Genomic DNA, 22,236 nt, shown 5'->3' on the forward strand with positions numbered 1-22,236 from the left:
AGTGCGATTCTAGTTCTCGTGATCGGGGCGTTCCGACGACGTGCCGGATGCCAGGTTGCGGGTGACCTCGGCGAGAGCGGGGATGCCGCCGTCTCGGAGGGCTCTGACCAGTGCGGTGCCGACGATCGCGCCGTCCGCGTACTCGGAGACGCCCGCGATCTGCGCGGCCGTGGAGATGCCGATTCCCACGCACGCTCGCGTCGCCCCGTGCTCACGCAGGCGGGCGACCAGGGTGCGGGCCGCACGGTCGAGCTCCGTGCGCTCCCCCGTGATGCCCATCGTCGACACGGTGTAGACGAAGCCGGTCGAAGACTTGACCACCAGGTCGAGACGCTCGTCCGTCGAGGTCGGGGCGGCGAGGAACACACGGTCGAGACCGGTGCGCTCGCTGGCGGCGATCCACTCCGCTGCGACATCGGGGGTGATGTCGGGTGTGATGAGTCCGGCGCCGCCTGCCGCGAGCAGATCGTCGGCGTAGCGATCGACGCCGTACTGCATGACCGGGTTCCAGTAGGTCATCACCAGCACCGGGACGTCGGTGGCCGCGGTGATCGCACGCACGGCCGTGAACAGGTCCTTCATCTTGAACCCGTTCGCGAGTGCCGCGGTCGTGGCCTCCTGGATGATCGCGCCGTCCATCACCGGGTCGCTGTAGGGCGGTCCGAGCTCGATGATGTCGACGCCGTTCTCGGCGAGGGCGATGGCCGCCTGAATGCTCGTCTCGAGGTCGGGGAATCCGACGGGCAGGTATCCGATGAAGGCGCTGCGACCGGCGTCGTGTGCGGCCGCGATGGCCTGTTCCACGCGGCTCATAGTTCCGGCTCCCCCTTCGAGGCCGCGGCCTCCGCAGCACTCTCCTCGGCGACGTCATGCGCCAAGGCGGCTTCGTCGTACAGCTCGAAGTATCGCGCTGCGGTGTCCATGTCCTTGTCGCCGCGTCCGGAGAGGCAGACGGCGATGATGCCGTCCGGGCCCAGTTCGCGGCCGATGCGCAGCGCGCCGGCAAGGGCGTGCGCTGACTCGATCGCAGGGATGATGCCTTCCGTGCGGCTCAGCAGACGCAGCGCCTGCATGGCCTCGTCGTCGGTGGCCGGGATGTACTCGGCGCGGCCGATGTCGGCCAGCCACGAGTGCTCGGGGCCGACGCCGGGGTAGTCGAGTCCGGCAGAGATCGAGTGCGACTCGGTCGTCTGGCCGTCGTCGTCCTGCAGCACGTAGGTCCTCGCGCCGTGCAGCACGCCGGGGCGTCCGCGCTCGATCGAGGCCGCGTGCCTTTCGGTGTCGACACCGTCGCCCGCCGCCTCGACGCCGTAGAGCTTGACGCCCTCGTCATCGAGGAATGCGTCGAACATGCCGATCGCGTTCGATCCGCCGCCGACGCAGGCGAGCACGGCGTCGGGGAGACGGCCGACCTCCTCGAGGAGCTGGGCGCGAGCCTCCTCGCCGATGATCTTCTGGAAGTCGCGCACCATCGCCGGGAACGGGTGGGGCCCTGCCGCGGTGCCGAAGATGTAGTTGGTGGTCTCGACGGATGCCACCCAGTCGCGATACGCGTCGTTGATCGCATCCTTCAGCGTCCGCGATCCGGACGTGACGGGGACGACCTCTGCGCCGAGCAGACGCATCCGGGCGACGTTGAGCGCCTGCCGTTCGGTGTCGACCTCGCCCATGTAGATCGTGCAGTCCAGCCCGAAGAGCGCGGCGGCGGTCGCGGTGGCGACCCCGTGCTGACCGGCACCCGTCTCGGCGATCACCCGCGTCTTGCCGAGCCGCTTCGTGAGGAGCGCCTGGCCGAGCACGTTGTTGATCTTGTGCGAACCGGTGTGGTTGAGGTCTTCCCGCTTGAGGAACACCCGCGCGCCGCCGGCGTGCTCGGCGAACCGCTGCACTTCGGTGATCGCAGACGGACGCCCGGCGTAGGAACTCAGGAGATGCGCGAGCTCGGCGCGGAAGTCAGGGTCGGCCACCGCCGCCTCGTAGGCCACCGTCAGCTCGTCGATGGCGGCGATGAGGGACTCGGGCATGTACCGTCCGCCGAAGTCGCCGAAGTAGGGTCCGTGCTGATCGCGCAGACTCACGATGCCTCCAGGAAACGCTTGAGGGTGGCGACGGGATCACCGGTGACCAGTGCCTCGCCGATCAGGACGACGTCGGCGCCCGCGGAGCGGTAGTGCACCACATCATCGGGAGTGAGCACCGCGGACTCCGCGATCTTCACGGCAGTGTCGGGGATGCGGTCGACGAGACGGCCGAACAGGTCGCGATCGAGCTCGAGGGTCTTCAGATCCCGCGCATTGACGCCGATGAGCGGAGCGCCGAGATCGATCGCCGCCTCCAGCTCGTCGGCCGAGTGGGTCTCCACCAGGGGCGTCATGCCGAGTTCGGTGATGAAGCCGAACAGGTCGCGGAGCACCGCAGGCTCGAGCCCGGCGACGATCAGCAGCACGAGATCCGCGCCCGCTGCACGCGCTTCGAGCACCTGATAGCGGTTGGCGATGAAGTCCTTGCGCAGCACCGGGAGCGATACGCGGGCGGTGACGGCCTCGAGGTCGGCGAGACTCCCGCCGAATCGGCGCTCCTCAGTGAGGACGCTGATCGCGGACGCTCCCCCGGTCTCGTAGAGCGATGCCTGCAGAGCGGGATCGGGGATCTCGGCGAGAGTCCCACGCGATGGGCTCGCGCGCTTCACCTCGGCGATGATCTTCACGCGCTCGGCGGGCGCGAGGAACGCCAGAGCATCTTTCGCGGCGGGGCGCGCGAGAGCCTCACGTTCGACCACGGCGAGAGGGCGCGACAGGGCGCGACGCTCTGCGTCTGCGACAGCGCCGGCCGTCAGGTCGGCGAGCACCATTAGTGTGCCTTCGGAGAGTACTTCGGACCCTTCACGCCGTAACCGGCGCGGGCGAGAACCCAGCCGACGATCGCGCCGATCGGGATGAGCGCCGCGGTGATCCAGACCAGGAGGGGCTGCTCGAAGCAGAATGCGACGGTGGCGGCGGTGAAGCCGACGAGCATGATCACGACAGCGGTCCATGCCGCGGGCGAGTGTCCGTGGCCGGGGTCGGCGATCGGGTTGGTCATGTTTCCTCCGGGGACGACGTGCGGGGCGGGATTCAGTCTATCGGGGTCACCGTGTCGGATCGGTTCCGCGGGACAGGTCGTCCCAGGAATCGACCGCGTCCACGGGCCCTTCGTGAGGGGTGTGCTCGGCGGTGTCGGTGCGGTAACGGCGGCCACCGGTCTTCCAGCCTCGCCACGTCAGCAGGACGACGACGGATGCCGCCAGCAGGATCACCCAGCCGACCAGCGCGATGGCCGGCCATGCCGAGGGGACGATCGCCTGGACCACGTCACTCAGAGCATCGCCGCCGGCGAGGCCGGTGGCCTCGGTCACCGCCGGGGCCACGGCGCTGAGCGGTGCGGTGAGGAGCACCTGGAGCGTCGACCAGCCGAGGAACACGGATGCCACGCCGGCGAGCACTCCGAAGACGAGGCGCACGACCTTCGCAGCTATCGACAGCGCGGCCCCGAGGGCCAGCACCGCGAGGCTCAGCGGCGCGAGCAGTACGAGGGCGGACGCACCGGGCACCAGGATGGCCTCGCCCGCGTCGGCTCGTTCGACCGTCAGCCAGGTCTGCGTGGACGAGATGATGCCGATGGCCCCGGCGAGGAGGAAACCGGAGACGGCGATCGAGCGGCCGCGCCGTGCGAAGGTCACTGGGCCGCCGTCCCCGCGACCGCCTCGAGGTCTGTCGTGTCGAAGCAGGTGCGCGTGCCGGTGTGGCACGCGGGCCCGGTCTGGTCCACCAGGAGCAGGACCGCGTCGCCGTCGCAGTCGAGCCGTGCTTCCCGGACGACCTGGATGTGGCCGGAGGTGTCGCCCTTGCGCCAGTACTCCTGACGCGAGCGCGACCAGTACGTGGCCCGACCCGATGTCAACGTGCGGCGCAGCGCTTCGGCATCGACCCATGCGAGCATCAGCACTTCATGGGTGTCCGAAGCCTGCACGATCACCGGGGCGAGGCCGTCGGCGTTGAACACGACCTTCGCGATGCGCTCCTCGAGATCACTCACCGGACCAGCACCCCTTCCGCGCGCAGTGCGTCCTTGACGTCGCCGACCGTGAGGGCGCCGGTGTGGAAGACACTCGCAGCGAGCACGGCATCCGCTCCCGCTTTGATGGCCGGGGCGAAGTCCGCTGCCTTCCCCGCGCCGCCGGAGGCGATCACCGGGACCGTCGCGATCTCTCGCATGAGTCGGACGAGTTCGAGATCGAAGCCGTCGCGCGTGCCGTCCGCGTCGATCGAGTTCACGAGCAGTTCGCCGGCGCCGCGCTCGGCGGCCTCTCGCGCCCAGGCGAGAGCGTCGAGGGTCGTCTGTGTGCGCCCGCCGTGCGTGGTGACGACGAAGCCCGACGGTGTCGTGTCGGCGCGCTTCACATCGAGCGAGAGCACGAGCACCTGAGCGCCGAAGCGATCGGCGATCTCTCCGACCAGGTCGGGACGCGCGATCGCGGCGGAGTTCACGCCGACCTTGTCGGCGCCGACGGCGAGCAGCCGCGCGACGTCGTCGACGCTGCGCACTCCCCCGCCCACCGTCAGCGGCACGAACACCTGCTCGGCGGTGCGCTGCACCACATCGTACGTCGTGGCGCGCGCGTCGACGGTCGCGGTCACGTCGAGGAAGGTGATCTCGTCGGCTCCCTGCGCCGCATAGTGCCGGGCGAGTTCGACCGGATCGCCCATGTCACGCAGGTTCTCGAAGTTGACGCCCTTGACGACGCGGCCGTCGGCCACGTCCAGGCACGGGATGACGCGGCTCGCGAGCGTCATCAGAGCCTCGCGTTGTGGATGGCGGTGACGAGGATCGCCCGTGCGCCCAGCACATAGAGGGCATCCATCACGTGATTGACCCTGGATCGGGCGACCATGACGCGCACGGCGACCCATTCCGGGTCGCGCAGCGGAGACACGGTCGGCGATTCCACGCCACCGGCGATCTTCACGGCGTCATCGAGCAGGGCGACCGGCAGGTCGTAGTCGATCATCACGAATCGCCGCGCGACCATGACGCCCTGGAGTCGGCGCAGCAGGATCTCCGACCCTTCGGCGTCGACCGGACCCGCGATCAGGACGGCCTCGGACTGCAGGATCACCGGTCCGAACACGTCGAGCCCAGCCTGGCGAAGAGTGGTGCCCGTCTCCACGACGTCGGCGACGGCATCCGCGACGCCGAGGCGCACCGCGGACTCCACGGCACCGTCGAGCGGGACCAGATCGACGGCGATGCCACGCTCGTCGAGGAAGGCGTCGACCAGTCCCGGGTACGAGGTCGCGATGCGCAGACCGTCGAGCTCGGACACATCGGTGTATTTTCCGGCAGGGGCGGCGAAGCGGAAGGTGGAGTCGGCGAAGCCGAGCGCCTCGATCTCGCGCGCGCCCGGCATCCGCGCATCCAGGAGGAGATCGCGACCGGTGATGCCGACGTCGATGGCACCGGAGCCCACATACGTGGCGATGTCCTTGGGCCGGAGGAAGAAGAATTCGACGTCGTTCTCGGCGTCGACGACGTGGAGGGTCTTGGGGTCTCGACGACCGGCGTAGCCCGCCTCGGCGAGCATGTCGGCGGCGGTCTCGGAGAGAGAGCCCTTATTCGGAACAGCGATGCGCAGCATGGACGGCTTTCAGTTCGAAGGAGTGAGAACGGAGCGCATCACAGATGTCGGTAGACGTCCTGCAGGCTGAGACCCTTTGCGAGCATCATGACCTGCAGGTGGTAGAGCAGCTGCGAGATCTCCTCCGCAGCGGCTTCGTCGGACTCGTACTCGGACGCCATCCAGACCTCGGCGGCCTCTTCGACGATCTTCTTGCCGATCGTGTGCACGCCGCCGTCGAGCTCGGCGATGGTGCGAGATCCCTCAGGACGGGTCTCGGCCTTGACGCTGAGCTCGGCGAACAGCTCGTCGAAAGTCTTCACCTCTCAAGGCTAGCGGCTCGCGCGCGGTCCCTGAGCCGGGTGACGGCCGCCTCGATGTCGTCCGCTCCGTACACGGCTGATCCGGCGACGAAGGTATCGGCGCCTGCGGCGGCTGCCATCTCGATGGTGCTGTCCGAGATGCCGCCGTCGACCTGCAGCCACACCTGAGACCCGCGACGGCGGGCCTCCTCCGCGAGAGCGCGCAGTTTCGGCATCGTCTCCGACATGAAACCCTGGCCGCCGAAGCCGGGCTCGACCGTCATCACCAGAATCTGATCGAACTCCTCCAGGACCGAATAGAGGCCGTCCGCCGGGGTGTCGGGCTTGATCGCGATGCCCGCGCGGGAACCGATGTCGCGAAGCCGGCGCGCGAGAGCGATCGGGTCTGCGGCGGCCTCGAGGTGGAACGTGACGCTCGCAGCGCCGAGCTCGGCATAGCCGGGAGCCCACTGATCCGGATCGGTGATCATGAGGTGCACGTCGAGCGGGATGGGGCTGGTCGCCTGGATGCGCTCGACCATCTGCGGCCCGAACGTCAGGTTCGGCACGAAATGGTTGTCCATCACGTCGACGTGGGCGAAGTCGGCCGACGAGATCCGGGCGAGATCGGCCTGCAGGTTCACGAAGTCGGCGGCCAGGATGCTGGGGTTGATGCGCGGGGCGCTGGGGAGATCCACGGTCCTAGTCTTCCTTCGGTCGGTCGGTCGCGGAACCCTCGCGCTGCAGGAGCGCGAGGAACATGGCGTCGGTGCCATGTCGATGCGGCCAGAGCTGAGCACTGCCGGAACCCGACCGTCCAGCTTCCGCCAGGTCGATCGGCGACTGTGCGAGATGCGACACCACCGCGCGTGCATCGAGTTCGACGATGTCGCCGCGGCCGCGCAGCACTTCCTGCACCACGCCCACCGTCTCGGCGAGGTGCGGCGAACAGGTCACGTAGGCGACGACTCCCCCGGGCGCGAGTGCTTCGAGCGCGGACGTCAGAAGATCCACCTGCAGCGGCACGAGCTCGGCGACGTCTGCCGGAATCTTCCTCCACCGCGCTTCGGGGCGTCGACGCAGCGCGCCGAGTCCGGTGCAGGGAGCATCGACGAGGATCCGGTCGAACTGCCCCGCACGGCTCGCGGCGAACTCACGGCCGTCCTGCTCGTGCACGACGACGTCGCCGGGGACGGCACGGAGCGCGTTGCGCACCAGCCGGGCACGGGTCGGCACGATCTCATTGGCCTCGAGCACGGCCCCGTGCTGACGGGCGATCGCCGCCAGCAGCGCAGTCTTTCCTCCGGGCCCGGCGCAGAGGTCGAGCCAGCGCTCCCCCTCGCGAATCGGGAGGGCGTCGGCCAGCGCGAGAGCGACCAGCTGCGACCCCTCGTCCTGCACGCGGACCGTGCCGCCGGATGCCGTGACCGATCGCCGTGGGTCGCCTCCCGGTGAGCCGAAGGCGGTGGCGGCGAAGGGCCGACGGGGCTCGGCGGCCTCCGCGAGCCCCGGCAGCGCCACCAGCGTGACCTCGGGCGAAGCGTTGTCCGCTTCGAGGAGCGCTTCGAGCTCCTCCGCGCGTCCTTCCGCGGCCAAGGCACGACGCAGTGCGCGAATGATCCAGACCGGGTGCGCGGAGCGCAGCGCGAGCCGCTCGTCGTCGGAGCGGGCATCCTGCTCGATCCGCTCCTGCCACTGTTCCGGCGTCTCGCGGGTGATGCGCCGGAGCACGGCGTTCGCGAAGCTCGACGCCCCGCGGCCGGAGACCGTCGCCACCAGGTTCACGGACTCGTTCACAGCCGCGTGCGGGGCGACGCGCGTGGCGAACAACTGGTGCACGGCGAGCCGAAGCGCGTCGAGCACCGCCGAATCGATGCTGTCGGCCGCGCGGTCGGCCGCCGACGCGATGATCGCGTCGTAGAACCCCCGGCGTCGCAGTGTGCCGTAGGTCAGTTCGGTCGCGAGCGCGGCGTCCTGCGGGGAAAGGCCGGCGTCGGCGATCGCTGCCGGCAACAGCAGGTTCGCGTAGGCGTCGGAGTCCGATACCGCGTGAAGAACGTCGAAGGCGACACGGCGTGCCGGCTGAACTGTTCGCGACGGTCCGCGCTGTCCGGAGGACGCGTCGTTCGGCTTTCGCGATCCGCCCGACCGCCGTGCACCCGTCGGCCTCTGCTCGCCACGCGAGCGGCGCGGTGCTCGTCCCTGCTCCGGTCCGGTCATGATCCTGCTCGCAGTTCTTCCGTGCCGTGCTGGCCCCGCCACCAGTCGACGGCGTTCATCGCACCTTTGCCCGCCGGCTGCACACGCGACACGGCCAGTGGCGACGAGGCCGTGCCGATGAGCAGCGTCGTCTTCGTGCCGACGATGACGCCGGGCTCGAGGGGCTCCGCGTCATCCGCGGGGGCGGCATCGAGGATCTTCAGCCGCGCTCCGGCGATGGTCGTGTGCGCACCTGGCTCCGGCGTCACCCCGCGGAACCGCGCGTAGATCGCCTCCACCGGCTGCGCCCAGTCGAGGAGCCCATCGAGGAGGGAGAGCTTGGGCGCGACAGTGGCAGTCCCCTGCTGAGGGAGCGCCCGAGCCGTGCCGCTGGCGATCGCCGCGACGACGTCGGACGTGAGCTCGGCGCCGTCGACGGCGAGTGCATCGAGCGCGACGTCGGCGGTCGCGCCGGCCGGCACATCGACAGGACGCGAAGCGAACACGTCGCCGGCGTCGAGTTCGGCGACGAGCTGGAAAACGCTCGCACCGAGCACCTCGTCGCCCGCGATGAGCGCGCGCTGCACGGGGGCGGCACCCCGCCACGCCGGCAGCAGCGAGAAGTGCAGGTTGATCCAGCCGGCATCCGGTGCCGAGAGGAGCGGCTCACGTACCAGGCCGCCGTACGCGACGATCACACCGAGTTCCGGCTGCAGCGCGACGATCTCTGCGGTCGCATCGGCATCGAGCCGGGCCGCTTTGATCACGGGAAGGCCGAGTTCCGCGGCCGCCTGAGCCACCGGCGACGGCGTGAGCACCCGCTTGCGGCCGAGCGGTGCGTCGGGGCGGGTGACGACCGCGACGATCTCGTGCACCGTCGCCAGACGCTGCAATGTGGGCACAGCGGCAGCGGGTGTGCCGGCGAAGACGAGGCGCATGAAGGTTCTCCGGAAGGGTCAGAGCTCTGGATCGAGGATATCGAGACGGACGGAGAGCGTGTTCTTCGTCTGTCCGCGACCGCGGTGACCGTTCACCGCTTCGGCGACGACGGCCGCGCGCAGAGTGGTGGCCACGCGGCTGCCTGCGCCGTAGTCGAAGCGGACGAGAGCGCGCACCCTCGGCGGGAAGTCGTCGGAGTCGACGGGCACAGGGCCGAGGACCGCGTCGGGGGGAAGCGATAGTTCCCCGAGGGCGATCAGCGCGCGCGACACGGCGGCCGCCGAACCCTCGACCAGAGCGACGCGGGCGGTCGGTGGCATGTGCAGCGGGGCCCTGCTCTCCAGCTCCGAACGGGCGTACCCGGCATGGTTCCACGTGGCGAGAGCCCGAGCGACCGTGCCGTCCACACCGACCAGGTGGATGGGTGCACCGGGTGCCGCGAGGGCGGCAGCATTCGACCACCAGCGCAGGCATGACTCACCGACACGCAGGTCAGGGGCCTGCAGCATCCGCGGCCCGTCGAGCAGCACGACAGCTCGGTAGCCGCCGACGGCCAGGGGCTCCGCGCCACGTGTCGCGACGACGAGCGCCGGCTTGGCGTCGACGCGCTCAACGGGGTGCGCGCTGTCGGCCACGATGACCCGGATGCCGGGAAAGGCACGGCCGAGCTCGTCGGCGGTGCGTTCACTGCCCGAAGACGCCAGGCGCAGCTTCGTGGAGGAGCAGGTCGGGCAGGCCCACGCGCGTGCTCCCCTGCCGCACCAGCCGCACACCGGGACAGCGCCACGGTGCCGGGCGCCGAGCGGACCGCCGCAGTGCGCGCAGCGCGCGGGAGCGCGGCATTCGGCGCACACGAGCGACGGAGCGAACCCGGGGCGGGACACCTGGACCAGCACCGGCCCCTCGGCGGCGGCGTTGCGGGCGGCCAGGAACGCCGACGACGGCATCCGTTGCGCGGTCGGCTGTTCCATCTCGTGCGGCGTGCTGAGCACGACCTTCGGGAGCACCCGCCGCGTCGCGCGCACGTCTCGCAGCCAGCCATGGGCGACGAGCCGCTCGACATCGGTGGTGCGAGTGTGCCCGACGAAGAGAAGAGCCGACTGCTCCAGTTCCTGTCGAAGGAGTGCCGCGTCTCGAGCGTTCACGTACGGGGCGAGCATCTCACCGAGGAGCGGATCACCGTCGTCCCAGATCGCGACGAGTCCCGCATCCACCGGGGCATACACGGCGGATCGGTTGCCCACGACGATGCAGGGGGCCTCTTCGAGCGTGCGGAGGAACGCGCGATAGCGATCCGGATTGGACTGCCGGGAGTCGTGCCGCACGACAGCCCCGTCCGGAACGAGGAGTTCGAGCGAGGCGAGCAGCTGGTCCAGGTCGCGGTGATCCGGAACCACCACGATCGACGATCGCCCGGTCGCCAGCATCCGTGCCGCAGAAGCCGCGAGCAGCTGCGACCACCCGGGTGTCCCGTCTCGGAGCTGCGGCATCGCCTCCACCGCGGCACGGCCGCGCTCATCCAGCACGCTCTCGAGGCCGTCGTACATCGCCAGGGTCGCGCGCGCGCGCTCAGCGGCGTCGTCGTCGAGGCTGACCGCAGGCGTGTCGGCGGTCCAGGCCTTCTCGACTCGGACCTGACGCTTGGGGATCACCAGGCGCAGAACATCGGATGCGGATCCGGCGGCCCGGTCGGCGACCCGCCGCGCAAGGCGGTGCAGTCGCTCCGGGAGAACTGCGGCGTCGGAGACGACGCTCTCGACCTCGGAGAGGGGCCGATCCGCGTCGTCCTCCGTGTCGATCTCGACGATGTATCCGTCGATCACACGCCCCGCGGTGCGCAGCGGCACTCGCACGCGCACACCGAGCGGGACATCGCCGAATTCGGCAGGCAGCGAGTAGTCGAAGAGTCGATCGAGCTGCGGAAGAGGTGAGTCGAGGAGCACGCGCGCGATGCGCCGGCTCTCGGAAGCCATCAGGACCGAGGCCCTGTCAGAGCCCGGCAGCGCGGCGCAGCTCTTCGACGCGGTCGGTGCGCTCCCACGTGAAGTCGGGCAGCTCACGGCCGAAGTGGCCATAGGCGGCGGTCTGGGCGTAGATCGGGCGCAGGAGATCGAGCTGCTCGATGATGGCCTGCGGACGCAGATCGAACACCTGCTCGATCGCGCTGATGATGACGTCGTCGGAGACCGCTCCGGTGCCGAAGGTCTCGACGTAGAGTCCCACGGGCCGCGCGACGCCGATCGCGTACGCGACCTGCACCTCGAGGCGTTCTGCCAACCCGGCGGCCACCGCGTTCTTGGCGACCCAGCGGGTGGCGTACGCGCCGGAGCGGTCGACCTTCGACGGGTCCTTGCCGCTGAAAGCACCGCCGCCATGCCGAGCCGCGCCGCCGTAGGTGTCGATGATAATCTTCCGGCCCGTGAGTCCGGCGTCTCCCTTGGGGCCACCGGTGACGAACGGCCCAGCGGGGTTGATGTAGTGGGTGACGGCGCCGAGGTCGAGGCCGGTGTTCGCGAGGATCGGATCGATCACGTGCTCGCGCACCTGAGCCTTGAGCTCGTCCTGCGAGATGTCGGGGTGATGCTGGGTCGAGAGCACGACGGCGTCGACGGTCTTCGGCGTGAAGCCCTCGTAGCCGAGCGTGACCTGGGTCTTGCCGTCAGGGCGCAGGAACGGCAGCAGGCCGCTGCGTCGCACCTCGGTGAGGCGCTCGGCGATGCGGTGCGCGGTCCACGCGGCCATCGGCATCAGCTGCGGGGTCTCGTTCGTGGCGAAGCCGAACATGATGCCCTGATCGCCGGCACCGAGTCCGTCGAGCGGGTCGATCGACGAGCCGTCGCGATGCTCCTGCGCGTTGTCGACGCCGTGGGCGATGTCGGAGGACTGCTCCCCCACGGAAACGCTGACGCCGCACGAGGCGCCGTCGAAACCGGTCTCGCTCGAGGTGTAGCCGATGCCGCTGACCACCTGGCGGACGATCGTCGGGATGTCGACGTAGGCGTCGGTGCGGATCTCGCCGGCGACGTGGACCAGTCCGGTGGTGACGAGCGTCTCCACCGCGACGCGCGAGTCCCTGTCCTTCGCGATGAGCCCGTCGAGGATGCTGTCCGAGATCTGGTCGCAGATCTTGTCCGGGTGCCCTTCGGTGACGGACTCGGACGTGAACAGACGCAGGGCGCTCATCGATGCTCCAGAACGGGGACGGACGGTGGAAGGGGTGTTGCACCCATTCTGGACCGCGCCTCCGACAGAGCGGGGGCGCGGCCGTCGAATATCACTCTGCGTGACGCAGGCGCAGCTTGTCCTCGTTGATCTCGTGCAGAGCGATCGTCAGCGGCTTGTCCTCGACGGACGAGTCGACGAGCGGGCCGACGTTGTCGAAGAGGTTGCCCTCGTGCAGGTCGGAGTAGTAGTCGTTGATCTGACGCGCGCGCTTGGCGGCGTAGATGACCAGCTCGTACTTCGAGTCGACACGGTCGAGCAGGTTGTCGATGGGGGGATCGATGATTCCGTTGGTGTGGTGTCCGGCCATGGTGGACCTCCTGATCAGGCGACGGGATCGTCGCGAAGACGGGTGCTGCGGGCGCGAAAGGACTCAGCGCGCAGAGCTCACTGACAATTCTACGACCTCGTGGGCCGCGGCGGCGACGTCCTCGTTCACGATCAGGTGGTCGAACTCGTTCTGAGCGGCGAGTTCGACCTTCGCCGTGCGCAGTCTGCGCGCCCGTTCCTCGGCCTCTTCGGTGCCTCGGCCGACCAGCCGATGCACCAGTTCGTCCCAGCTTGGAGGCAGCAGGAAGATGAGCGTCGCGGCGGGTTCGGCCTTGCGCACCTGGCGGGCGCCCTGCAGGTCGATCTCGAGCAGGACGGTCTTGCCCGCGGCCAGCGCCTCGTCGATCGGAGCACGCGGCGTGCCGTAGCGCGAACGGTTGTGCACCACCGCGTACTCGAGCAGCTCGTCGGCCGCGATCAGCCGATCGAACTCGGCGTCGTCCACGAAGTAGTAGTGCACTCCGTCGACCTCGCCGGGTCGCGGCGGTCGCGTCGTCGCGGAGACGGACAGATGTATCTCGGGATTGTGCTCGCGGATGTGAGCGGCCACCGTGCCCTTGCCGACGGCCGTTGGCCCGGCGAGCACGAGCAGACGGCTTCGCGCGCCGCGCGGCTCGAGCACCGGGAATCGCCCGTCGAGCCAGTCTTCGAGCACCCGGCGCTGGCGCGCACCGAGGCCGCCCAACCGCTTCACCGGAGAGATCTGCAGATCTTCCAGGATGCGATCGCGCTTCCCCGCACCGATCGCGGGGAGTGCCAGCAGGAAGTCGGTGATGCGCATCGAACCCTCGACGGACTCGGCATCCGCAGTGGCTCTATGCAGCACCTCCTGAGGCGTCACGACGCGCGTGGTCAGGTCGCGCTTGAGAGCGGCGCGCGCGCGGCGACGTTCCACGGCACGGCGCGCTGCGGCGACCCGGTCGACCTCGGGTACCGTCCGCTTCTCTGCTTCAGCCACCGTGGATCTCCTGGTAAAGGGCAGCGCGCTGTCCGATGCGATCAGCGATACCGGACGGCCCCGCAGAGAGGATGCTACGACTCTCGCTGGCGAGCACGTTGCCGCTGAGGGCGCCGAAACGCGTGATCAGGTCGGCGGGTTCTGCGCCCTGCGCGCCGAACCCCGGTGCCAGAATCGGCATCGAAGCGAGAACCGCGTCGTCGAGTCCGAATCGGGAGCGATCGATCGTCGCGCCTATCACGAGCCCGATCGACCCGAGGGCGTCCCCATCGCGCTCCCCTGTGTCCAGCGCGGCGACCTCACGCGCAACGCGGCGCGCGACGCTCTCGTTCTCTCCGGCACCTGCGTCGACCGTGAGCGCCCGCTGCACGATCTCGCCGTCCGGGTTGCTCGTCGCCCCGAGCACGAACGCTCCTTTGCCAGCTGCGATGGCTCTGGCCAACACGTCGCGCAGGGAATCCGGACCCAGGATGGGGCTCACGGTCAGCGCATCCGCCTCCAGCGGTGATCCGGGTGCGAACCACGCTTCGCCGTATGCTGCCATGGTCGTGTCGAGGTCGCCGCGCTTGGCGTCCGCGATGATCAGAAGCCCCGCAGCGCGTGCGGCCGCCAGGAGGTCTTCCAGAGCCGCATACCCGCGAGAGCCGAATCGCTCGAAGAACGACACCTGTGGTTTTACGACACCCACCTGCTCTGCTGCCGCCTCGACGACGCGCAGTCCGAAGGAGCGCACGCCGTCGGCCGTCTGAGGAAGGCTCCACGAGTCCAACAATGCCGCGTGCGGATCGATGCCGACGCAGAGGGGACCGTGGGCGCGCAATGCGCCACGGAGCCGCTCGCCGAAGCTCTGTGTCATAGTGCAGCCGCCCGATCGATCGCGTACTCCTGAAGACTCTTGACCTGGAAGCCCTCGTGCGCGGCATCCATCCCGCTCACGGCGGCGCCGAGCACCGCCATCGTGGTGAACAGCGCCTTGTCCGCAGCGACTGCCGCCGCACGGATCTCGTACCCATCCGCGCGAGCGGCACCTCCCGACGGCGTGTTCACGACGATGTCGATCGCGCCCTCGTTGATGAGGTCGACGATGTTCGTCGCGCCGGACTCCTGGGTCGCGCTGTACTTCTCGACGACCGTGACCGCGATGCCGTTGCGCGACAGGATCTCGGCGGTGCCCTCGGTCGCGACGATCGTGAAGCCCAGCTGCTGGAGGCGGTGCGCCGGCAGGATCACTGCGCGCTTGTCCGAGTCGGCGACCGAGATGAACACGGTCCCCGAGGTGGGCATTCCGCCGTAGGCCGCGGCCTGGCTCTTCGCGAAAGCAGTCGGGAAGTCGCGATCGATCCCCATGACCTCGCCGGTGGAGCGCATCTCCGGGCCGAGGATCGAATCGACGGTCTTGCCATCAGCGGTGCGGAAGCGCTTGAAGGGCAGCACGGCCTCCTTGACCGAGACCGGGGCGCCGAGCGGGACACGCGAACCGTCCTGCTGCGGCAGCATCCCCTCGGCACGCAGCTCGGCGATCGTGGAACCGGTCATCACCCGGCTCGCGGCCTTCGCCATCGGGATCCCGAGGGCCTTGGAGACGAAGGGCACGGTACGGCTGGCGCGGGGGTTCGCCTCGATCACGTAGAGCACGCCGGCGCTGATCGCGAACTGCACGTTCAGCAGACCGCGCACGCCGACGCCCTTCGCGATGGCGAGCGTCGCCTCCCGCACCCGATCGACGTCGGTGCGTCCGAGCGAGACCGGAGGCAGCGTGCAACTGGAGTCGCCGGAGTGGATGCCGGCCTCCTCCAGGTGCTCCATGACGCCGCCGATGTACAGGTCGGTGCCGTCGTAGAGCGCGTCCACGTCGAGCTCGATCGCGTCGTCGAGGAAGCGGTCGACGAGGAGCGGCTTGCCCTCCTCGATGATGACCTCGCCGGCCGTGCGCACGAAGTAGTCGCGCAGCGACGCGGTGTCGTAGACGATCTCCATTCCGCGGCCGCCGAGCACGAAGCTCGGGCGCACCAGGACCGGGTACCCGATCTCCTCGGCGATGCGCACGGCGCCGTCGACGTCGATCGCGGTGCCGTTGCGCGGGGCCACGAGACCCGCGTCATCGAGCAGACGCGAGAAGAGCTCCCGCTCCTCCGCCAGGTCGATGGCCGCCGGGCTCGTGCCCAGCACCTGGTAGCCGGCCGCTTCGATGCCCTTGGCGAGACCCAGCGGAGTCTGACCGCCGAGCTGGCAGACGACGCCGAGGATGGTTCCGCTCGCTGCCTCCGCGTCGAGGACCTCGAGCACGTCCTCGAGCGTGAGCGGCTCGAAGTACAGGCGGTCCGATGTGTCGTAGTCGGTCGAGACCGTCTCCGGGTTGCAGTTGACCATGACGGTCTCGAAGCCGGCATCCGACAGTGCGAACGACGCGTGCACGCAGGAGTAGTCGAACTCGACACCCTGCCCGATGCGGTTCGGCCCCGAGCCGATGATGACGACCTTGGTGCGCTCGGAGGGAGCGACCTCGGTCTCGAAGTCGTAGCTGGAGTAGTGGTACGGCGTGAGAGCGGGGAACTCCCCCGCGCAGGTGTCGACCGTCTTGTACACCGGGCGGATGCCGAGGCCGTGTCGCACGCCGCGCACCTCCGGCTCGGTCGTGCCGCGCAGCTCGGCGAGCTGCGCATCGGAGAAACCGTGCTCCTTCGCGTAGCGCAGCGTGGCAGCATCCAGTTCGGGCGCAGTGCGCACGATCTCGGCGACCTCGTTGATCAAGACGATCTGGTCGAGGAACCACGGGTCGATCGCCGTCGCGTCGAAAGCCTGCTCGATCGTCGCGCCCTTGCGCAGGGCCTGCTGGAGCGTGACGATGCGGCCGTCGGTGGGGATCCGGGAGATCTCCAGCAATTCCTCCACCGTGCGGTCCTCGACTCCCCAGTGGAAGCTGGAGCCGCGCTTCTCGAGCGAGCGGAGCGCCTTCTGCAGCGCGGTCGCGTAGTTGCGGCCGATCGCCATCGCCTCGCCGACCGACTTCATGGTGGTCGTCAGCGTCGCGTCGGCGGCGGGGAACTTCTCGAACGCGAAGCGCGGCACCTTCACCACGACGTAGTCGAGCGTGGGCTCGAAGCTCGCCGGCGTGACTCCGGTGATGTCGTTCGGGATCTCGTCGAGCCGGTAGCCGAGCGCGAGCTTGGCCGCGAGCTTGGCGATCGGGAAGCCGGTGGCCTTCGACGCGAGGGCACTAGAGCGGGACACGCGCGGGTTCATCTCGATGACGATGATGCGCCCGTTCTCCGGGTTGACCGCGAACTGGATGTTGCAGCCGCCGGTGTCCACACCGACCGCGCGGATGATGTCGATTCCGATGTCGCGGAGCTTCTGGTACTCGCGGTCGGTGAGCGTCAGCGCCGGGGCCACGGTGATCGAGTCACCCGTGTGCACGCCGACCGGGTCGACGTTCTCGATCGAGCAGACCACGACCGTGTTGTCGGACGTGTCGCGCATGAGCTCGAGCTCGTACTCCTTCCAGCCGAGGATCGACTCCTCCAGGAGCACCTCGGTCGTGGGCGAGTCGCGGAGTCCCGCGCCGGCGATGCGGCGGAGGTCGTTCTCGTCGTACGCGAAGCCGGAACCCAGGCCGCCCATGGTGAAGCTGGGGCGGACCACGAGCGGGTAGCCGAGCTCGTCGGCTGCGGCGAGGACCTCGTCCATCGTGTGCGCGATCCGCGAGTCGGCGACATCGGCGCCGGCGTCGAGGACGAGCTGCTTGAAGATCTGGCGGTCCTCGCCCTTGTTGATCGCCTCGAAGCTCGCGCCGATCAGCTCGACGTCGTACTTCTCCAGGATCCCGTGGTTGTGCAGCTCGATCGCGGCGTTCAGCGCGGTCTGACCACCGAGCGTCGGCAGGATCGCGTCGGGGCGCTCCTTCGCGATGATCGTCTCGATGACCTGCCACGTGATCGGCTCGATGTAGGTCGCGTCCGCGAAATCGGGGTCGGTCATGATGGTGGCCGGGTTGGAGTTGACCAGGATGACCCGGACACCCTCCTCGCGCAGCACGCGGCACGCCTGGGTGCCGGAGTAGTCGAACTCGCAGGCCTGGCCGATGACGATCGGGCCGGAGCCGATGACGAGGACGGAGTTGATGTCGTCGCGCTTGGGCATTACTTGCTGTCCTTCTGGGTCGCGATGACCAGGTCACGGAACCGGTCGAAGAGGTAGTTGGCGTCGTGCGGTCCGGCCGCGGCCTCCGGGTGGTACTGCACCGAGAACGCGGGGATGTCGAGAGCGCGGAGGCCTTCGACCACGTTGTCGTTCAACCCGACGTGACTGACCTCGACCTTGCCGTAGCCGTTCGGGCTGTCGAATGAGCCCTCCAGGGGCGCGTCGACAGCGAAGCCGTGGTTGTGGGCCGTGATCTCCACGCGACCCGTGGTCTTGTCCAGCACCGGCTGGTTGATGCCGCGGTGGCCGAAGGGCAGCTTGTAGGTGCCGAGGCCCAGGGCGCGGCCGAGGAGCTGGTTGCCGAAGCAGATGCCGAAGAACGGGAGCCCGTCGTCGAGCACGGCACGCAGCAATTCGACATGATCGCCGGATGCCGCGGGGTCACCGGGACCGTTCGAGTAGAACACCGCGACCGGGTCGATGGCGCGGATGTCGTCGATGCCCACGTCCTGCGGGAGCACGTGCACCTCGAATCCGCGGGCGGCGAGGTTGAGGATCGTGGCCTGCTTCACGCCGAGGTCGAGCACGGCGAGGTTGCCGATCCGCTCCCCCACAGCCGGCGTGATCTCGACGCTGTCGACGGAGACCTCGGCCGACAGGTTGCGACCTGCCATCTGCGGGGCCTCGCGGACGATCCGGAGCTGTTCCTCGGGGTCGAGCTCGGCATCCGTGCCGGAGAAGACGCCGCCGCGCATGGATCCGGCAGAGCGGATGTGGCGGGTGATCGACCGGGTGTCGATGCCGCTGATCCCGACGATGCCGTCCTGGACCAGGATGTCGTCGAGCGAGGCATTCGCGCGCCAGTTCGACACGACGCGTGAGGGATCGCGGACGATGTAGCCGGCGACCCAGATCCGGCGTGACTCCGTGTCTTCGTCGTTCATGCCGGTGTTGCCGATGTGCGGCGCGGTCTGCAGCACGATCTGGCCGGCGTAGGAGGGGTCGGTGAGCGTCTCCTGGTATCCGGACATGCCGGTGGCGAAGACCACTTCGCCGAGGGTGCGCCCTCGTGCGCCGTAGGCGCGACCGGTGTGGCGGGTGCCGTCTTCGAGGACGAGGACGGCGGTTTCGGGCAGGGCGGTCATCGTGTTGCTCCTGTGTCGGGGGCGGCTTCGTCGGATGCGGGGACGAGCCGCTGCAGTTCAGAGATGAGGTTCTTCGGGTCGCCTCCGGCGAGGCGCAGGTACGAATCGATGACGGTGTCGTCATCGGCGCTCCAGGCGATCCGGATGAGGCCGCCGGGTTCGACCACGCGATCGATCGTGACCGTGGCCCTGTCGACTCCCACGAGGCGGGAGGCGGCGAGGAACACCGTGGGCGCTCCGTCGAGGCACAGCGCGATGCCGCGATCCGTGACGGCGAGCTCTCCGCGTGCGCGGTACGCCAGCGGCGAGACCGCCAAGCGCTCCAGCGGCTGGTCGTGCCGGGTGGTCGAGACGTAGAGCACCTCGTCGCGGCGCGCGACCTCCGCGTGTTCGGGTACTCCGAGCGGTGCGGTCAGTCCGGAGTCGCGCCGCAGTCGTCGTCGCCAGGCGAAGAGCATCGCGAGCAGGATCAGGACCGCCACGGCGATCATGATCCCGATGGCGAGTTCGCGGGTCACGCGTTCAGCTCCTCGACCACGGAGCCGCCGTCGACCGTGAGGCGTCCGCCGTGCAGGGTGAACTCCACCCGCCCGGGAAGCGCCCGGCCGAGGTACGGCGAGTTCTCACTGCGACCGTGCAGGTCGGCGGTGGTGAAGACGCCGTCGACCGAAGCGTCGTAGAGGGTGATCTGCGCGGGGCGTCCGACTTCGAGCGGGGTGCCGTGGCCGGAGAGGCGACCGATACGCGCGGGCGCGGCGCTCATCACCCTGGCCACGTCCGACCATGCGAGGAGCCCGGTCTGCACCATCGACTGGTGCACGACGCGCAGCGCGCTCTCCAGCCCCACCATCCCGTTCGCGGCGGCCTGCCACTCGCACGCCTTGTTCTCGCTCGGGTGCGGGGCGTGATCCGTGGCGACGATGTCGATCGTGCCGTCGGCGAGACCCTCGCGGACGGCGAGGACGTCTTCCTCGCGGCGCAGCGGCGGGTTCACCTTGTAGCGGGCGTCGTACCCGCGCACGAGTTCGTCGGTCAACAGCAGGTGGTGCGGGGTGACCTCGGCGGTGACGGCGATACCGCGCTTCTTGGCCCAGCGGATGATGTCGACGGAGCCGGCGGTCGAGAGGTGGCAGACGTGCAGGCGGGAGCCGACGTGTTCGGCGAGCAGCACGTCGCGGGCGATGATCGACTCCTCGGCCACCGCCGGCCACCCGGTGAGACCCAGCTCGGCGGAGACGGTGCCCTCGTTCATCTGGGCACCTTCGGTGAGCCGCGGGTCCTGCGCGTGCTGCGCGATGACGCCGTCGAACGACTTCACGTACTCGAGCGCGCGGCGCATGATGAGGGGGTCGAACACGCAGAAGCCGTCGTCGCTGAAGACGCGCACCTGCGCACGCGACGTCGCCATGGCGCCGAGCTCGGCGAGCCGCTCGCCCTTCTGGCCGACGGTGACCGCGCCAATCGGCTGCACCGTGGCGTAGCCCGCAGCTTCACCGAGGGCGAGCTCCTGCTCGACGACGCCCGCGGTGTCGGCGACCGGGGAGGTGTTCGGCATCGCGAAGACCGCGGTGAAACCGCCCGCCGCCGCGGCCCTCGTGCCGGTGAGGATCGTCTCGGATGCCTCGTAACCGGGTTCGCGGAGGTGCGTGTGCAGGTCGACGAGCCCCGGCAGCGCGACGAGTCCGTCGGCGTCGATGACACGCGCGCCGGCCCGGCTGAGTCCGGTGCCGATCTCGGTGATGACACCGTCTTCGACGATGATGTCGGCGCTCTCCGCGCCGAGCAGCTGTGCACCGGTGATGACGACGGTCTCGCTCACAGGTCTCCCCCTCGTTCGTCGTCTCGTTCTCCTGCCAGCAGGAGGTACAGCACCGCCATCCGCACGGAGACTCCGTTCGTGACCTGCTCCAGCACCGTGGAACGGGCGGAATCGGCTGCTTCGGAGGAGATCTCCAGGCCTCGGTTCATCGGGCCGGGATGCATCACAATGCTACCGTCCGGCAGCCCGGCCACACGCCGTGCGTCCAAGCCCCACCGGCGCGAATACTCCCGCTCAGTCGGGAAATACGCGGCACTCATGCGCTCCAGCTGGATGCGCAGCATCATCACGGCATCCGGTCCCTCGGCGAGGGCCTCATCGAGGTCGTAGACGATGCGCACCGGCCAGAGCGAGACGTTCTGCGGAACGAGCGTCGGCGGTGCGACGAGCGTGACCGCAGCACCGAGTGTCGTGAGCAGCCAGACGTTCGACCGTGCGACGCGCGAATGCAGCACATCGCCGACGATGACGATGCGGAGCCCGGTGAGGTCGCGGCCCCGGCTGTCGGCGCCGAAGCGCCGCTTGCGGATGGTGAACGCGTCGAGCAGGGCCTGGGTCGGGTGCTCGTGCGTGCCGTCGCCGGCATTCACCACTCCCGCGGAGATCCAGCCGCTGGTCGCGAGGGTCTGCGGCGCCCCGGAGCCGGGGTGGCGTACGACCACCGCATCCGCGCCGATCGCCTCCAGCGTCTGAGCGGTGTCCTTCAGGCTCTCACCCTTCGAGACGCTCGATCCCTTCGCGGCGAAGTTGATGACATCGGCCGAGAGACGCTTGGCGGCCGCTTCGAAGGAGATGCGAGTGCGGGTCGAGTCCTCGAAGAAGAGGTTCACAACCGTCTTGCCGCGCAGTGTCGGCAGCTTCTTGACCTCGCGCGATTGAGTGTCGGACATGTCCTCGGCGACATCGAGGATGCGCAGCGCCGTGGTCCTGTCGAGGGTGCGGGTATCGAGGAGGTGTCTCATTCGCCGATCGTCACCTCCTCGGCCCCGTCGTTCTCGCGCAGGCGCACGTTGACCCGCTCGGTGCGGGCGGAGGGGATGTTCTTGCCGATGAAGTCCGGCCGGATCGGCAGCTCGCGGTGCCCGCGGTCGACGAGGATCGCCAGCCGCACGACGGCGGGACGTCCGATCGACTGGATCGCATCGAGTGCGGCGCGGATGCTGCGCCCGGAGAAGAGCACGTCATCGACGAGCACGACGGTCTTGCCGTCGATACCACCGGCGGGGATCTCCGTCGGATGCGGAGATCGCGTCGGATGCTTCGCCAGATCGTCGCGGAAGAGCGTCACATCGAGTGCCCCGACCGGGACGGGCGTCTGCGCGATCTCGCCGATCAGTACTGCGAGGCGGTGGGCGAGAGTGACGCCGCGGGTCGGAATACCCAGCAGGACGAGGTTCTCAGCCCCTCGGTTGGATTCGAGGATCTCGTGTGCGATGCGGGTCAATGCCCGCGACACGTCGGCTTCCTGCAGCACAGTGCGTGCGCTCATCAGCCGCTCCCTTCTCCGCCTCACAGGACGGTGTTAAAGG

23 protein-coding genes are annotated in these 22,236 nt (G+C 69.2%); all 23 read right to left on the reverse strand.

The window, feature by feature from the left end; genetic code table 11:
- Nucleotides 1-9: 9 nt before the first annotated feature.
- On the reverse strand, nt 10-813 hold the full coding sequence (gene trpA / locus V5D55_RS15965) for a tryptophan synthase subunit alpha (RefSeq protein ID WP_435744838.1): 804 nt from the start codon (nt 811-813) through the stop codon (nt 10-12).
- Complete coding sequence (trpB, locus tag V5D55_RS15970; protein ID WP_435744840.1) at nt 810-2,078, reverse strand: tryptophan synthase subunit beta; 1,269 nt, start codon at nt 2,076-2,078, stop codon at nt 810-812. The genes trpA and trpB overlap by 4 nt, the downstream gene beginning before the upstream one ends.
- Nucleotides 2,075-2,848, reverse strand: coding sequence for an indole-3-glycerol phosphate synthase TrpC (gene trpC / locus V5D55_RS15975; RefSeq protein WP_435749328.1), 774 nt, complete (start codon nt 2,846-2,848; stop codon nt 2,075-2,077). The genes trpB and trpC overlap by 4 nt, the downstream gene beginning before the upstream one ends.
- Nucleotides 2,849-2,850: 2 nt before the next feature.
- On the reverse strand, nt 2,851-3,081 hold the full coding sequence (locus V5D55_RS15980) for an HGxxPAAW family protein (RefSeq protein WP_307374038.1): 231 nt from the start codon (nt 3,079-3,081) through the stop codon (nt 2,851-2,853).
- Between the two features lie 46 nt (nt 3,082-3,127).
- Nucleotides 3,128-3,718, reverse strand: a complete 591-nt coding sequence (locus V5D55_RS15985; RefSeq protein ID WP_435744843.1) for a Trp biosynthesis-associated membrane protein — start codon at nt 3,716-3,718, stop codon at nt 3,128-3,130.
- Nucleotides 3,715-4,074: a phosphoribosyl-AMP cyclohydrolase gene (gene hisI, locus V5D55_RS15990; protein WP_435744846.1), complete on the reverse strand. Its 360-nt coding sequence runs from the start codon at nt 4,072-4,074 to the stop codon at nt 3,715-3,717. The genes V5D55_RS15985 and hisI overlap by 4 nt, the downstream gene beginning before the upstream one ends.
- Nucleotides 4,071-4,832 carry an imidazole glycerol phosphate synthase subunit HisF gene (hisF, locus tag V5D55_RS15995; RefSeq protein ID WP_435744848.1) on the reverse strand — a complete coding sequence of 254 codons (762 nt, stop codon included), beginning with the start codon at nt 4,830-4,832 and terminating at the stop codon, nt 4,071-4,073. The genes hisI and hisF overlap by 4 nt, the downstream gene beginning before the upstream one ends.
- Nucleotides 4,832-5,674 carry an ATP phosphoribosyltransferase gene (gene hisG / locus V5D55_RS16000; RefSeq protein WP_435744850.1) on the reverse strand — a complete coding sequence of 281 codons (843 nt, stop codon included), beginning with the start codon at nt 5,672-5,674 and terminating at the stop codon, nt 4,832-4,834. The genes hisF and hisG overlap by 1 nt, the downstream gene beginning before the upstream one ends.
- Nucleotides 5,675-5,712: 38 nt before the next feature.
- Complete coding sequence (locus tag V5D55_RS16005) at nt 5,713-5,976, reverse strand: phosphoribosyl-ATP diphosphatase (RefSeq protein WP_136055777.1); 264 nt, start codon at nt 5,974-5,976, stop codon at nt 5,713-5,715.
- Nucleotides 5,973-6,653 (reverse strand): ribulose-phosphate 3-epimerase, encoded by a 681-nt coding sequence (gene rpe / locus V5D55_RS16010; RefSeq protein ID WP_435744852.1) that lies wholly within the window; start codon nt 6,651-6,653, stop codon nt 5,973-5,975. Before rpe ends, V5D55_RS16005 begins: the two co-directional genes overlap by 4 nt.
- A 4-nt stretch (nt 6,654-6,657) precedes the next feature.
- Nucleotides 6,658-8,175: an RsmB/NOP family class I SAM-dependent RNA methyltransferase gene (locus tag V5D55_RS16015; RefSeq protein ID WP_435744854.1), complete on the reverse strand. Its 1,518-nt coding sequence runs from the start codon at nt 8,173-8,175 to the stop codon at nt 6,658-6,660.
- Complete coding sequence (gene fmt, locus V5D55_RS16020) at nt 8,172-9,092, reverse strand: methionyl-tRNA formyltransferase (protein WP_435744856.1); 921 nt, start codon at nt 9,090-9,092, stop codon at nt 8,172-8,174. The genes V5D55_RS16015 and fmt overlap by 4 nt, the downstream gene beginning before the upstream one ends.
- An 18-nt stretch (nt 9,093-9,110) precedes the next feature.
- A complete protein-coding gene (locus V5D55_RS16025) occupies nt 9,111-11,066 on the reverse strand; it encodes a primosomal protein N' (RefSeq protein ID WP_435744858.1) in 1,956 nt (651 codons plus the stop codon).
- Between the two features lie 16 nt (nt 11,067-11,082).
- Complete coding sequence (gene metK, locus V5D55_RS16030) at nt 11,083-12,276, reverse strand: methionine adenosyltransferase (RefSeq protein ID WP_435744860.1); 1,194 nt, start codon at nt 12,274-12,276, stop codon at nt 11,083-11,085.
- Between the two features lie 91 nt (nt 12,277-12,367).
- On the reverse strand, nt 12,368-12,625 hold the full coding sequence (rpoZ, locus tag V5D55_RS16035; protein WP_042536631.1) for a DNA-directed RNA polymerase subunit omega: 258 nt from the start codon (nt 12,623-12,625) through the stop codon (nt 12,368-12,370).
- A 63-nt stretch (nt 12,626-12,688) separates the two neighbouring features.
- Nucleotides 12,689-13,603: a guanylate kinase gene (gmk, locus tag V5D55_RS16040; protein WP_435744865.1), complete on the reverse strand. Its 915-nt coding sequence runs from the start codon at nt 13,601-13,603 to the stop codon at nt 12,689-12,691.
- Entirely contained in the window at nt 13,596-14,459 is an 864-nt protein-coding gene (gene pyrF, locus V5D55_RS16045; protein ID WP_435744867.1) for an orotidine-5'-phosphate decarboxylase, read from the reverse strand. The genes gmk and pyrF overlap by 8 nt, the downstream gene beginning before the upstream one ends.
- Complete coding sequence (carB, locus tag V5D55_RS16050) at nt 14,456-17,743, reverse strand: carbamoyl-phosphate synthase large subunit (protein ID WP_435744869.1); 3,288 nt, start codon at nt 17,741-17,743, stop codon at nt 14,456-14,458. The genes pyrF and carB overlap by 4 nt, the downstream gene beginning before the upstream one ends.
- Nucleotides 17,743-18,888, reverse strand: coding sequence for a glutamine-hydrolyzing carbamoyl-phosphate synthase small subunit (gene carA / locus V5D55_RS16055; protein WP_435744871.1), 1,146 nt, complete (start codon nt 18,886-18,888; stop codon nt 17,743-17,745). Before carA ends, carB begins: the two co-directional genes overlap by 1 nt.
- Nucleotides 18,885-19,406: a hypothetical protein gene (locus tag V5D55_RS16060; protein WP_435744873.1), complete on the reverse strand. Its 522-nt coding sequence runs from the start codon at nt 19,404-19,406 to the stop codon at nt 18,885-18,887. Before V5D55_RS16060 ends, carA begins: the two co-directional genes overlap by 4 nt.
- Nucleotides 19,403-20,707, reverse strand: a complete 1,305-nt coding sequence (locus tag V5D55_RS16065; RefSeq protein ID WP_435744876.1) for a dihydroorotase — start codon at nt 20,705-20,707, stop codon at nt 19,403-19,405. The genes V5D55_RS16060 and V5D55_RS16065 overlap by 4 nt, the downstream gene beginning before the upstream one ends.
- Nucleotides 20,704-21,669, reverse strand: coding sequence for an aspartate carbamoyltransferase catalytic subunit (locus V5D55_RS16070; protein ID WP_435744878.1), 966 nt, complete (start codon nt 21,667-21,669; stop codon nt 20,704-20,706). The genes V5D55_RS16065 and V5D55_RS16070 overlap by 4 nt, the downstream gene beginning before the upstream one ends.
- A complete protein-coding gene (gene pyrR / locus V5D55_RS16075) occupies nt 21,666-22,196 on the reverse strand; it encodes a bifunctional pyr operon transcriptional regulator/uracil phosphoribosyltransferase PyrR (RefSeq protein ID WP_435744881.1) in 531 nt (176 codons plus the stop codon). Before pyrR ends, V5D55_RS16070 begins: the two co-directional genes overlap by 4 nt.
- Between the last annotated feature and the right edge of the window lie 40 nt (nt 22,197-22,236).

Origin of the sequence: Microbacterium sp. PMB16 (assembly GCF_051294855.1) — a bacterium.
Taxonomy (GTDB): Bacteria; Actinomycetota; Actinomycetes; order Actinomycetales; family Microbacteriaceae; genus Microbacterium.